General features: G+C 61.1%; 13 protein-coding genes. 10 read left to right on the top strand and 3 right to left on the bottom strand.

Going from position 1 to position 12,742, the window contains the following annotated elements; genetic code table 11:
* Positions 1 to 54 precede the first annotated feature (54 nt).
* The 3 genes from INR99_RS04270 (at position 55) to INR99_RS04260 (ending at position 2,591) form a co-directional block, all read left to right on the top strand.
* Positions 55 to 870 carry an HDOD domain-containing protein gene (locus tag INR99_RS04270; RefSeq protein ID WP_194115070.1) on the top strand — a complete coding sequence of 272 codons (816 nt, stop codon included), beginning with the start codon at positions 55 to 57 and terminating at the stop codon, positions 868 to 870.
* Positions 871 to 975: 105 nt separating this feature from the next.
* The gene (locus INR99_RS04265; RefSeq protein WP_194115069.1) at positions 976 to 1,719 is read left to right on the top strand and encodes a basic amino acid ABC transporter substrate-binding protein; all 744 of its coding nucleotides are present in this window, start codon (positions 976 to 978) and stop codon (positions 1,717 to 1,719) included.
* A gap of 71 nt (positions 1,720 to 1,790) precedes the next feature.
* Positions 1,791 to 2,591, top strand: coding sequence for an amino acid ABC transporter permease (locus tag INR99_RS04260; protein WP_194115068.1), 801 nt, complete (start codon positions 1,791 to 1,793; stop codon positions 2,589 to 2,591).
* Positions 2,592 to 2,655: 64 nt separating this feature from the next.
* Here the strand turns inward: INR99_RS04260 and INR99_RS04255 are convergent, their stop codons facing one another.
* Positions 2,656 to 3,153 (bottom strand): hypothetical protein, encoded by a 498-nt coding sequence (locus INR99_RS04255; RefSeq protein WP_194115067.1) that lies wholly within the window; start codon positions 3,151 to 3,153, stop codon positions 2,656 to 2,658.
* 127 nt (positions 3,154 to 3,280) lie between these two features.
* Between INR99_RS04255 and INR99_RS04250 the strand changes: the two genes are divergently transcribed.
* From INR99_RS04250 to INR99_RS04240, 3 genes are all read left to right on the top strand, one after another.
* Complete coding sequence (locus INR99_RS04250) at positions 3,281 to 4,234, top strand: DMT family transporter (RefSeq protein WP_194115066.1); 954 nt, start codon at positions 3,281 to 3,283, stop codon at positions 4,232 to 4,234.
* Between the two features lie 92 nt (positions 4,235 to 4,326).
* A complete protein-coding gene (locus INR99_RS04245) occupies positions 4,327 to 4,596 on the top strand; it encodes a hypothetical protein (protein WP_194115065.1) in 270 nt (89 codons plus the stop codon).
* Between the two features lie 58 nt (positions 4,597 to 4,654).
* Entirely contained in the window at positions 4,655 to 6,964 is a 2,310-nt protein-coding gene (locus INR99_RS04240) for an ATP-binding protein (RefSeq protein WP_194115064.1), read from the top strand.
* Here INR99_RS04240 and INR99_RS04235 read toward each other — a convergent pair.
* Both INR99_RS04235 and hisC read right to left on the bottom strand, forming a co-directional pair.
* Complete coding sequence (locus INR99_RS04235) at positions 6,931 to 7,662, bottom strand: pyridoxine 5'-phosphate synthase (RefSeq protein WP_194115063.1); 732 nt, start codon at positions 7,660 to 7,662, stop codon at positions 6,931 to 6,933. The two genes, INR99_RS04240 and INR99_RS04235, sit on opposite strands and share 34 nt — an antisense overlap.
* Positions 7,659 to 8,720 carry a histidinol-phosphate transaminase gene (gene hisC / locus INR99_RS04230; protein WP_194115062.1) on the bottom strand — a complete coding sequence of 354 codons (1,062 nt, stop codon included), beginning with the start codon at positions 8,718 to 8,720 and terminating at the stop codon, positions 7,659 to 7,661. Before hisC ends, INR99_RS04235 begins: the two co-directional genes overlap by 4 nt.
* An 89-nt stretch (positions 8,721 to 8,809) precedes the next feature.
* Here hisC and INR99_RS04225 point away from each other — a divergent pair, with 89 nt between their 5' ends.
* The 4 genes from INR99_RS04225 (at position 8,810) to INR99_RS04210 (ending at position 12,696) form a co-directional block, all read left to right on the top strand.
* Positions 8,810 to 9,478 (top strand): serine/threonine protein kinase, encoded by a 669-nt coding sequence (locus INR99_RS04225; protein ID WP_194115061.1) that lies wholly within the window; start codon positions 8,810 to 8,812, stop codon positions 9,476 to 9,478.
* Positions 9,479 to 9,629: 151 nt separating this feature from the next.
* The gene (gene rph, locus INR99_RS04220; protein WP_194115060.1) at positions 9,630 to 10,346 is read left to right on the top strand and encodes a ribonuclease PH; all 717 of its coding nucleotides are present in this window, start codon (positions 9,630 to 9,632) and stop codon (positions 10,344 to 10,346) included.
* 176 nt (positions 10,347 to 10,522) lie between these two features.
* Positions 10,523 to 12,100, top strand: a complete 1,578-nt coding sequence (locus INR99_RS04215) for a lytic polysaccharide monooxygenase (protein ID WP_194115059.1) — start codon at positions 10,523 to 10,525, stop codon at positions 12,098 to 12,100.
* Positions 12,101 to 12,309: 209 nt separating this feature from the next.
* The gene (locus INR99_RS04210) at positions 12,310 to 12,696 is read left to right on the top strand and encodes a DUF2946 domain-containing protein (protein WP_194115058.1); all 387 of its coding nucleotides are present in this window, start codon (positions 12,310 to 12,312) and stop codon (positions 12,694 to 12,696) included.
* Positions 12,697 to 12,742 lie beyond the last annotated feature (46 nt).

The raw sequence follows: 12,742 nt of genomic DNA, 5'->3' as shown, positions 1-12,742 counted from the left end.
GACAGTCCGCCCCCTACTCTAAGATAAAACGACAAGAAACATCGGGAGTGCGCAATGAAACTGGAAGAGGTGTTCGAGCAAACGCACCGCCTGCCCACCATCCCCAAAGTGGTTCAGGAACTGATCGACAGCTTTAACGACGATTCGATCGATATCGGGCGCATTGCCCAGAAGATTTCACTGGATCAGGTCATCACCGCCAAGGTGTTGCGCCTGGCCAATTCAGTCCACTTCGGCGCAACCCGGCGTATCGGCACAGTCAATGAGGCCATGGTGGTACTGGGCTTCAACACGGTACGCACCCTGGTAATTGCCTCCGGCATCACCGGTGCGTTCATCGCAACACCCGGCTTCGATCGCAAGCACTTCTGGCATAAAAGCCTCACGGTTTCATCGGATGCCCGCTGGCTGGCCACCCAGGCGCGCGTCTCTCCGGAAATGGCCTTTACCTGTGGCATCCTGCACAACATCGGCGAGATGCTGGTTCACGTGGTTTCTCCCGAGACAGCCACCCAAATCGAAAAGCATCACGCCGACCCCGCCAAGTCCGGCGATTCAGCCCCGGAATTCGATTTTGTCGATGCCAGCGTTGAGCTGGTTCGACGCTGGAATTTCCCTGCCCTGATCGTGGACGCCTTGCGGCACCAGGATGATCCATCTGGGCAGGTACCCCCGGACGCCCTCAGCGCCATCCTCAATTTGGCCATCCGTCTGCAGCAGCAGGCACACGACCAGGACTCCCTTGCTGCCGCCCTGACTGAAACCAGCGACGATCTGCTTGCACAGGCTGGACTAGACCGGGAAAAACTAACCGAGAAACTACCGGAACTGCTGGACCTGCGTGGCGGACTTGACGAACTGGTTGGCTGACACCGCAAGCTTACGGGATATCCCTGATTAATCACCAAACGATCTACGTTTAAGATCGCACGTGCGGGTTTTATGCCCACCCATAAAAATGACGAGGAGCGCAAAATGAAAGCAGCATGGATGGTTGCCACACTGATGAGTGGCCTGATGTTGAGCACCGGCGCAAGCGCCGCCAAGGTCTATCAGGTGGGCACCGATGCCGCCTACGCCCCGTTCGAATCCGTGAACGAAAAGAAAGAAATCGTGGGCTTTGACATGGACGTGCTGAATGCGGTTGCTGCCAAGGCCGGCATCCAGGTGAAGTTCGTGAACACCCCGTGGGAAGGCATTTTCGCCACGCTGGCCAATGGCGAACGCGATATCGTGATTTCAGCGGTGACCATCACCCCTGAGCGCAAACAGACCATGGATTTCTCCGATCCGTATTTTGAAGCCAAGCAGCTGATTGCTGTCGGCGCCAACAGCAAGCTGACCAAGTTCAGCGAACTGAAGACCAAGAAGGTCGGCGTACAGACTGGCACCACTGGCGACGAAGTTGTGCAGAAACTGCTGGGCAAGACCAACCCGAACATCAAGCGCTTTGAATCCACCCCGCTGGCTCTGAAGGAACTACTCAGCGGAGGCGTCGATGCCGTGGTTGCCGACAACGGCGTGGTGATCAACTTCATCGCCAACAACAAGGACAGCAAGCTCAAGACCATCGACGACAATTCCTTTGCCAAGGAGTACTACGGCATCGCCGTGAAGAAGGGCAACAAGGAACTGCTCGACAAGCTGAACAAGGGTCTGGCGGCCATCAAGGCCGATGGCTCCTACGACAAGATTCACCAGAAGTACTTCGGCAAGTAAGCCGGAGCTGCTGACTCGGGCGCAAACGGCTAGCCGTTTGCGCTTTATTTTGCCCTGTCCGAGCCTAGTCCATGGATTTCAACGCATTCTGGCAATCCGCACAGCAAGCGGTGCCGCTTCTCGAAAATTTCCAGCTGCAGATTGTCTGGGAATATCGTGACCTGTTCATCTCCGGCATGAAGATGACCGTCGGCATCACCCTGATCGCGGTGGTGCTGGGCACGCTGATTGGCCTGTTTGGTGGCATGGCGCGACTGGCCGAAGTCAAGCACGGCCCGTGGAAATATCCGGTGATGCTACTGGTACGCTGGCCGGTCACCGCCTATGTCACCTTCTTCCGCGGCACGCCGTTGTTCGTGCAAATTCTGCTCACCCACTTTGCCGTGATGCCGCTGCTGGTACACCCGGAAGGCGGCTGGTTGATCAGCGGTGACTACGCCGGCGAACTGCGCTCGGAATATGGCGCCTTCATGTCCGGGCTAGTGGCACTGACACTCAATGCCGGTGCCTACATCACCGAAATTTTCCGGGCCGGCATCCAGTCCATCCACAAGGGGCAATTCGAGGCATCGCGCTCGCTGGGGATGACCTACGGCCAGACCATGCGCTTTATCGTGGTGCCGCAAGCCTTCCGTCGCATGTTGCCGCCCCTGGGCAATGAAGCCATCATGCTGGTGAAGGACAGTTCGCTGGTGTCCGCCATCGGCCTGGCAGAAATTGCCTACGCCGCACGCACCGTGGCCGGCGCCTATTCGCGCTACTGGGAGCCCTACCTGACGATCTCGCTGATCTATCTGGTACTGACCCTGGTGCTGGCAGCCGGCGTCAACCACCTGGAAAAACGCTTCAAAGCCAGCGGCGGCATTCATTAAAACCCAAGGGTATTGCCGTGAAACGATCTTTCCTCAGATTACATCCGGCAATACCCAGCATGGTTTAAAGCACGAACGCCCAGTAGCCGTCAAACCACAACAGCACGAAATCCCGGCTAGCCCCACTCTGCTGCTCCAGCCTCACTCGCAGCACCGCAGGCACATGCTTGGCCCGATCCTTGACCTTGCCGGTAATATCCACCACATAAGCCAGCCCGTCGGCCAGATCGTAGCGCCGCAATTCAGCCTGAGGCTGGTAGTCCGCCAGAAACGCCAGCGGATACTGTGCGCGAAAGCTCTCCTGCAGCGCAATATGGCAGTAGCTCATCAATTTCTGGTCGTAATAGGCCTTGTAATCGCAAAGCTGCTGGTAGAGCTCACGTCCCTTGAGCGGATTCGCCCCCTCGGGCGTCTGCACATAATTCCAGATGCTGGCCATCTGCCGCTCGCTGATGACCACATTGCGCTTGCGCAGTTCGGCCTTGAACCTGACCTCATCCGGGTCGGCGGCCTGCGCCACCAGTGGCAGCAGCAACACCGTACTCAGAAACCAGTACTTCACAGCATATCTCCCTGCCGGGGGCTGGACCGGCGCGCCATTATGGCGCTTTCACCGTGCTTGCGCATGCGCAAGCGCGGAACGGTGAGCACCCCGAGCATCACGTAGAATCCGGGCTCTGGAGGAATACATGTCAGCCACCCTGCGCGGCCACCTGCTGGCCCTGTTTGCCGTTTCTGTCTGGGGAACGACTTTTGTCTCGACCAAGCTGCTGTTGCAGCACCTCAGCCCGGTACAGATCCTGTTCGACCGCTTTCTGCTGGCCTGGCTGGTATTGTGGCTGCTGCATCCGGTCTGGCGCGGCTGGGAAGGCTGGAAGCAGGAGCTACACTATGCGGCCATGGGCGCCACTGGCGTCACGCTGTATTTCCTGACCGAAAACTATGCGCTGCAGTTTACCCAGGCCAGCAATGTCGGCTTGCTGGTATCGTCTGCGCCATTGTTGACCGCGTTGCTCGCACACTTCTTCAGCACCGACGAGGGGCTGTCGCGCCCGCTGGTCATCGGCAGCCTGATCGCCTTTGCCGGGGTGGCGCTGGTAATGTTCAACGGCAGCGTGGTACTGCAGCTCAATCCGCTGGGCGACCTGCTGGCGCTCAGCGCCGGCGGGATGTGGGCGCTCTATTCGACGCTACTCAAGCGGGTCAGCAAGCCGCATGGCCTGCTGCATCTAACGCGGCGGATTTTCGGCTACGGACTGCTGACCATGCTGCCGGCACTCTGGCTGACCGGCTACACCGCCGCGCTGCCGACCATCCTGCTCCATCAGGTCTGGCCGCAACTGCTGTTCCTCGGACTGATCGCCTCGGCATTGTGTTATGTAGTCTGGAATAATGCCGTCCAACTGATCGGCGCGGTCAAGGCCAGCAATTACATTTACCTGATTCCGGCGATCACCATGCTCACCGCGGCCATCATCCTGCGCGAGCAGATCACGCCACTGGCACTGCTTGGTGCGGCGCTGATTGTCGCCGGCGTCTGGTTTGCCGAGCATGGCAGCCCGTTGCTGCGGCGCACCTCCAGCAGCACTCGGCAGGCAAAATACCAAGCCCCCTATGCAAGTGACAACCAGATAGAAAAATAGATAGCGACATATACCCGGTATCAACGCTCACATCGTGCAGCAGCTTGATGCAGATCGACCCGCCCTGCATGCAGACACGGCACACTGTGTTCATGAGTGATCCCTTCTCCCTCCTTGGACTTAGCTGTCACGCCCGCAAAAGCTGCGCCCCCTGCGTCTGCAGCGATGCCGAAATCGGCGTGCGGCATTACGCCAGCCCCCTGCACGCACTCGCACCGATGGATACCGCCCAGCGTGACTGGTGCATCAGCGAAATCCGTCGCTACCAGCCGGAGCAGGAAGCGGACACCCTGGTCTGCTACAGCGATGACCGGCTGGCACGAGCCGTACTGAAGGCCTGGACCCGCTCGGTCCGCTTCTGAGCCGCCCACCGGCGGGGCAAGCCTGCTATGCTTGCAGCAGGATTCTTATGCCATCGCCATGTCCGATAATGCTCCCCTTCCTTCGCTGCGCGATCAGATCGACCAGATCAGCGAGCTCGCCCACCAGCAGCGGGGGCTTGCCTACGAGCACTGCCTGGCCGCACTGGAACAGGCCCGGGGCAGTGGCGACGATGCGGCTTTTATTGCACTAACCGTGCTGTATGCCCGCCTGATCGATCAGCGCGGCTACCCCGACAGCGATATTGACCTGCTGCATGAAGGACTGCAGCTCGCCCAGGAACGCCTGCAGCTGCACGAGCAGGCTGCACTGCTGCATGTGATCGGCCGCGCCTATTACACCCGCGCCGAGTACCGCAATGCCCTGCAGTCCTGGATTCTGGCACGTGAATGCGCGATCCAGTGCGGTGATCGCCTCAGCTGGGCGCACATCGATGCGGGGATCGCCCAGATTTACGACGGCCTCGGCGACCACGCCACCGCCTGCACCCTGCATGAGGAAGCCAGCCGGCGCGCCGCCGATCTGGCCGACCCCGAGCTGCAGCTGAACATGCAGCTCAACCTCGGCTACAGCCAGTACCGCCTCGGGCGGCTCGGGGAGGCGCGCAGCAATTACCAGCAGGCCCTGCTGCTGAGCAGGCAGCTGGAGCATCGCGATGACGAAGGTGAAGCACTCTTCCGGCTGGCCGAAGTCGATCTGCAGGAAGGACTGCTGGATGCTGCGCGGCAAGGTCTGGCCGATGCGCAGCGGCTGTGCCACAGTGCGGCGCACTGGTGGGGGCTGGCCAATGTGCACATCAATCAGGCCCGCATGGCCAAGCACTGCGGAGACAGCAGTGCCGCACGGCGACACGCCGAAGAAGGCCTGGCCAGCGCACTGCGCGCGGGAGCGCGCCATGTGGAGCTGGCCTGTCACCGCCTGATTGCCGAACTGGCCGAAGCCGACGGGCAATATGCGCAGGCTCTGGCCAGCGAACGGCAGGCGACACAACTCGAACAGGCCATCAGTCACCACAGCGGCAATCCCTGGGATCTGCGCGCGCTGGAAGACCTGGCAGGCATTCGCATCAGCCCCGAACGGCGCCTGCTGCAGCTGGCGGCGGAACCGATGCTGTTCCAGGGTGAAATGACCGACATTGCCCAGCTGCTGTGCCGGCGCGCCCGCGAAATTGTCCCCTGCAACGCGGTATCGCTCTGGCTCAATGACCCGCATCGCGAGCAAATGAGTTGCCAGCTGCGCAGTCCGCCAGCGCGCTTCCGGCTGCCGGACTGGGATATCAGATCAAGCGCCGAGCTCAATACCCTGCTGGCCAGTGGCAGTGCACTCGTCGCGCATACTGCGGCGCATCATCTCGCGCTGCAGCCGGTCTATGCCGAGCACCTGGCGCCACTGGGCATCAAATCGCTGCTGATCATCCCCTTGCAGCAGAACGGGGCACGCCTGGGGATGTTGCTGTTCGAACACGTCCAGCGCCAGCACAACTGGTTGCTGGAAGAAGTACAGTACGCCAATCAGGTCGGCATCATCACGCTGCGCGCGCTGGGCATTCTGGAACAGCGCCGCCTGCAGGCCGCGCTGAACCAGAAAACCCGTGAACTGGAAGAAGCCCGCGACCATGCCGAAGCGGCCAATCAGGCCAAGACCCAGTTCATTTCCCGCGTTTCGCACGAACTGCGCACGCCGATGCACGCGATTCTCAGCTTTGCCCGGCTGGGACAGGACAAACTGGCATTTGCCAGCCAGGAACAACTCAACCGCTACTTCAGCAATATTGTCGAATCCGGCCAGCGCATGCTGGAGCAGGTCAACGACCTGCTCGACATCACCAAGGTCAGCGCCGGCAAAATGAGCTTCAGTTTTTCCCGACACGATCTGGCACAACTCTGCGAAGTCGTCTGCAGCGAAATCACTGCACTGGCGCGCAACCGGCAGATCAGCATCGACCTTCTCAACCGTTGTTCTGACAGCCTGCTTGATTGCGATGGCGGACGAATCGAGCAGATCATCCGCAACCTGCTGTCCAATGCCATCAAGTTCAGCCAGAAAAATGGCGCCATCCAGGTTCAATTGCAGGATAGCGATGTGACCCTGACCCTCAGCGTCATTGACCACGGCACCGGCATTCCGGAAGCCGATCTGCCGAAGATTTTCGAACCCTTCTACCAGTCCGACCAACACCACTACGGCGGCACAGGGCTGGGACTGGCGATCTGCCGCGAAATCGCCGCAGCACACAGCGGCTCGCTACTGGCACACAATCTGGCCGGTGGCGGGGCCTGCTTCACACTGACCCTGCCCCGACATCAACCCGGCACTCAGACCGTTTCGACCGCCAGCGCCGCGCGATAGCGGCGCACCGTTTCTTCCAGACCCAGATACAGTGCATCGGCAATCAGCGCGTGCCCGATCGACACCTCCTTCAGCCCAGGCACTTGTTGCGCGAAATAGGCAAGGTTTTCCAGGCTCAGGTCATGGCCGGCGTTGAGCGCCAGCCCCACTTCCTGCGCAGCGCGCGCGGCGGCAACAAAGGGCGCGATGGCCGCGACGCGATCTTCCGCGTAATGCGCGGCATACGGCTCGGTGTATAGCTCGATACGATCCGTACCTGTTTGCCTGGCTGCGTATACCTGCACCACCTCTGCATTCAGAAAGATCGAGGTGCGAATGCCGGCCGCCTTGAAGCGCGCAATCACCTGCTGCAGATAGGCCTGATGCGTCACGCAATCCCAGCCGGTATTGCTGGTCAGCGCCTCGGGCGGATCGGGCACCAGCGTCACCTGCTCCGGCCGCACCTCCAGCACCAGCGCGATGAACTCCTCGTTTGGATAACCCTCGATATTGAACTCGGTATTCACCACCGGGCGCAGTTCGCGCACGTCGGCGTACTTGATGTGGCGCTCGTCCGGGCGCGGATGCACAGTGATGCCCTGCGCGCCGAATTGCTGGATGCGGATGGCCGCCTCGACCACATTCGGATTGTCCCCACCACGCGCATTGCGCAACGTGGCGATCTTGTTGATGTTCACCGACAGCTTGCAATCGCTCATGCCAGGATCTCCTTCAGCGCAGTGACCAGTGCCGCGCACTCTTCCGGCGTGCCGATGGTGATGCGCAGGAATTGTGCGATACGCTCGGGGCGCTTGAAATGGCGCACGATGATGCTGCGCTCGCGCAAGGCGGTGGCCAGCTCGGCGGCGGCGTGCTGCGGGTGGCGGGTAAACACGAAATTGGCCTGCGACGGCAAGGTTTCGAAGCCCAGTTGCGCCAGCTCAGCGGTGAACCACTCGCGCGTGGCGATCACCTTGCTACGGGTGTCGTCAAAGTAAGCCACGTCCTCGAAGGCCGCCACCGCACCGGCCTGCGCCACACGATCCAGCGGATAGGAGTTGAAGCTGTCCTTCACGCGCACCAGCGCCTCGATGAGGTGCGGTTGACCGATGGCCAGACCGACACGCAGGCCGGCCAGCGAGCGCGACTTGGACAGCGTCTGCACCACCAGCAGGTTCGGGTACTGCGCTACCAGGCTGACGGCCGTCTCGCCACCGAAGTCGATATAGGCTTCGTCCACCACCACCACGCAATCGGCATGGCGCTTGAGAAATTCCTCGATGGTGGCCAGCGGCAAGCCAACGCCGGTCGGTGCGTTCGGATTCGGGAAGATGATGCCACCGCAGGGCCGGTCATAATCGGCCACATCAATTTCGAAGCGTGCATTCAGTGGCACGGTCTGGTAATTGATCTCATACAGCCCGCAATACACCGGGTAGAAGCTGTAGGTAATGTCGGGGAACAGCAGCGGTGCATCGTGTTTCAAGAGCGCCGGGAACAGCAAGGCCAGGACTTCATCCGAGCCATTGCCCACGAACACATGATCCACCGGCACCCCGTAATGCTGCGCAATGGTCTGCAGCAGCGGCGTGCTGGCGGCATCCGGATACAATTTGAGTGTGTCCGCAATCTGCGCCTGCATGGCGGCCAGCGCTTTCGGCGACGGGCCGTAGGGGTTTTCGTTGGTGTTCAGCTTGATCAGATTGGTCAGCTTGGGCTGTTCGCCAGGCACATACGGTGTCAGCGTGTGTACGATCTTGCTCCAGAACTGGCTCATGGGCGGCTCTCGCGGCTTGGGGTTAGAATCAGCCCCAATCTTAACAAGAAAGCCCACCCCGCCGGCATCCCCGGCACATACGCTTACATATGATCGAATCCCCGCCCCCACTGCCCGCAGGTTTCCTGGCATTGATCGACACCACGCTGCTGCCGGCCTGGCGACTGCACAGCCTCGACGAGCACGAACCGGTGCAGGTGACTGCGCTACCGGCACCATGGCAGCTGCTGGGTTGCGGCAACTACGCGGCGGTTGTCACCCACCCGGATTACCCGGATTTCGTCGTCAAGCGCTACGCCCCGGGTCGCCCCGGCCTGGCGGAAGAAGCCGGTGTCTACGCCCGGCTGGGCGAGCATCCGGCATATTCGCGGGCCTATCATGTCGGTGCGGACTATCTGGTACTGCGCCGCATTTACGGCAAAACGCTGTGGCAGTGCTGCCTGGATGGCACCCCGATCACCCGCCAGTGTGTCGCCGACATCGATGCAGCACTGACCTGGGCGAGCGAGCGCCAACTCAACCCGCACGACGTGCATGCCAAGAACGTAATGCAGCGTGATGGCCGCGGTTACATCGTCGATATCTCGGACTTCTACAAGAACGGTGAATGCCAGCGCTGGAGCGACTTCCGCAAGGTTTACGACTGGTTGTACGCCCCACTGCTGCTCGATGACCCGGTGCCGCTACCGCTCTGGCTGCTCAACACCCTGCGTCGGGGCTACCGCAAGCTCCGCAAGCTATTTGGCCACCAGCGCTAGCCGATCAACGCATGGGTATACACTCAGGAATAATTCGTAAAAAGGGCTATAGCGACATACCTGCCAATGTATACAGACCGATCATTGAGCAGGCCGCGCAAACCGCCTGCCTGCGCCTATAATCGCCGCATTCACTGACCTGGAGTTACCCATGCGCCCATCCGGCCGCCAGCCTGCGCAATTGCGCCCCGTCCGCCTTACCCGCCATTACACCCGTCATGCCGAAGGCAGTGTGCTGGTCGAATTCGGTGATACCAAGGTCATCTGCACCGCCAGTGTCGAAGAAAACGTACCGGGCTTTCTCAAGGGCAAGGGTCAGGGCTGGGTAACCGCCGAATACGGCATGCTGCCGCGCTCGACCGGCAGCCGCATGAAGCGCGAAGCCGCCAGCGGCAAGCAATCCGGCCGCACACAGGAAATCCAGCGCCTGATCGGCCGTTCGCTGCGTGCCGTGGTCGACCTGGAAAAACTCGGCGAACGCCAGATCGTCATTGATTGCGATGTCATCCAGGCCGACGGCGGAACCCGCACCGCCAGCATTACCGGCGCCTTTGTCGCACTTTGCGATGCGATCAGCGGCCTGATCGCCGCCGGCAAACTGACCGAATCGCCAATCCGCGAAGCCGTTGCCGCCATTTCGGTGGGCGTGTTCGAAGGCACCCCGGTGCTGGATCTGGACTACCCGGAAGACTCGGCCTGCGACACCGACATGAACGTGGTGATGACCGCGTCAGGCGGCATCGTCGAAGTCCAGGGCACCGCCGAAGGCGCCCCGTTCTCGCGGCAGGAGCTCAACGCCCTGCTCGATCTGGCCGAGGCGGGTATCCGCGAGCTGCTCGCCCAGCAGCAGGCGGCTCTCGCCAGCTAAATCAGCCTTCTCTAAATCATTCATTTTCAATGACAATTGCTTGAATTCGCTGCGCTGGCAATGCTACATTCGCCAGCGCAGCGAAGACTGCAGCAGCCCGCCCCAGGCGGGTGCGAACCGGCCAAGACCGGGATGGTGCGCAGCCACGGCCAACACCACAACGACTGGAGTGAATGATGAGGAGCAATCCGATCCGCACCGCCCTGCTGGGTGGCGCACTTGCCTTGACCTGGTCCGGCGCCGCACTGGCGCACGGCACCATGGCTGACCCGATCAGCCGTATCTTGCAATGCTTCAACGAAGGCCCCGAAGCCCCCAAATCCGCCGCCTGCCAAGCAGCAGTGGCCCAATCCGGCCCGCAGATGCTGTATGACTGGTCGGGGGTCAACCAGCTACCCAACGGTGACCATCAGGCCTTTGTTCCCGATGGCCAGCTTTGCGCCGGCGGCAAATCGAACTATGCCGGCCTGAATCAGGCCCGTACCGACTGGCCGACTACGCCAATTGCGCCCAACGCCAACGGCCAGTACGACTTCATCTTCAAGGCACCAGCGCCCCACCAGACCAAGGAATGGGCACTGTATGTGACCCGTGATGGCTGGAATCCGACCCAGCCACTGAAATGGTCCGACCTGGAACGCTTCTGCACACTGGGCAATATCCCGGTCAATGCCGACAAGACCTACAAGCTGACCTGCCCGCTGCCGAAGAAATCCGGCCAGCACATCATCTATGCCACCTGGCAGCGTAGCGACAGTGCCGAAGCCTTCTATTCCTGTTCGGACGTGAACTTCTCCGGTGCGGTATCCACCTTCAAGGATCTGGGGCAAATTCGTGCCTTCCAGGATCTCACCGAGAACAGCAAAGTGATTTTCCGCCTGTTCGATGCCCAGGGGGTCGACCTGGAAAGCACCGAGCTGACCGTCGGCTTTGACAACCAGACCGGCCAGAACACCGCTCTGGCAGTCAACTGGCCGTATTTCCTCGCACAGAAAATCAATGGCACATCACGCTACGTCAGCATCGGCCTGCTGCAAGGCAATGGCAGCGTGATCGCCGTGCAAAATGCACAGGACAATCACGTTTACAGCCGCAATGGGGCAAGCTACACCTTCCGGGTCGACATTCAGGGCCCGGTTGCCAGCACACCAACACCGACTACCAAGCCCAGCACCACACCGACCGTCACGCCGACGCCAGCCATTACCCCGACGCCCACACCGGTCGTTACCGGCACCCCAACTCCGCTGGTAACACCAACTCCCGCCGGCAGCTGCCCGGCCGCCTGGGATGCCGGCAAGGATTACACTGGTGGCAGCCAGGCCAGCTATAACGGCAAGATCTGGCAGGCCAGCTGGTGGGTGCGCGGGGAAGTTCCGGGCAGCCAGCAATGGGGGGCCTGGAAACAAGTCGGAACCTGCGCGAGCTCACCGACCGTGACACCGGCCCCGAGCAGCACGCCACAGCCGACGGCCACCCTGCAGCCGAGCGCGATGCCGACCGTCAAACCCAGCGCCACACCAACGCCCGCGGTGACTGCAACGCCAGTTGTAACGGCAACACCGGTAGTAACACCAACACCGGCTAGCAGCAGCTGCGCCGCCGCCTGGGATGCCAAAACGGTGTATGCCAGCGCGGGCACTACCGTGTCCTACAACGGTCGCAACTACCAGAACAAGTGGTGGATCACTGGCGACAACCCCGCCGACTCCGGTCAGTGGGGACCGTGGAAAGACCTGGGCAGCTGCAAGTAATCCGCATAACAACCAGATCCAGCCCGGTGCATTGCACCGGGCTTTCAGTCTGGATCCGGCTACGCCGGTTTAGAAGGGAGTGTCCATACCATTAACAAAGCCATTGCAACAGGCAAAGAACAAGCGCGTGAGGCCAATTCCGCTTGTTGCATTTGTTGCCCATGTCATAGTTCCGTATCATGCGGCCGGTTTTCACTAATTGCCGCTCCATGCTTCGTCCATCACCCACCTTGCTGCGCCCGCGTGCCTGGCTGGCCATGCTGGCCATGCTGCTGCACGTGCTGCTGCCGTTTGCGCATGCCGCAGCAATGGCGCGTCCGGTATCACCGGCGTGGTGTACGACGGCAAAGTCGGGGGACGATACCGGCAGCCTAGCGGCGCCCGCTCAACCGTCTCCCGCAAAGGGAATGCTGCCGTGCCCGCTCTGCGCGATATTGGCCAGCCACGCTACGGCGCCCCCTCCAGCCTCTCTGCTGCCTGTCTGTCTGTCCTGCAGCACGGTGGATATTGCGCTTGCCCCGCAGGTATCCGCAGCGGCAGGCTTGCCGCATGTGCGGCCACCTCCGCGTGGCCCGCCAGCCCTGATTCCGGCCTGACCCATCCGGCGCAACGTTAGCGCCACTGCCTTTGCCTGCCATACAG

The organism is Chitinilyticum piscinae, from assembly GCF_015223195.1.
Taxonomy (GTDB): domain Bacteria; phylum Pseudomonadota; class Gammaproteobacteria; order Burkholderiales; family Chitinibacteraceae; genus Chitinilyticum; species Chitinilyticum piscinae.
This window is presented reverse-complemented; position numbering and strand designations above follow the sequence as displayed.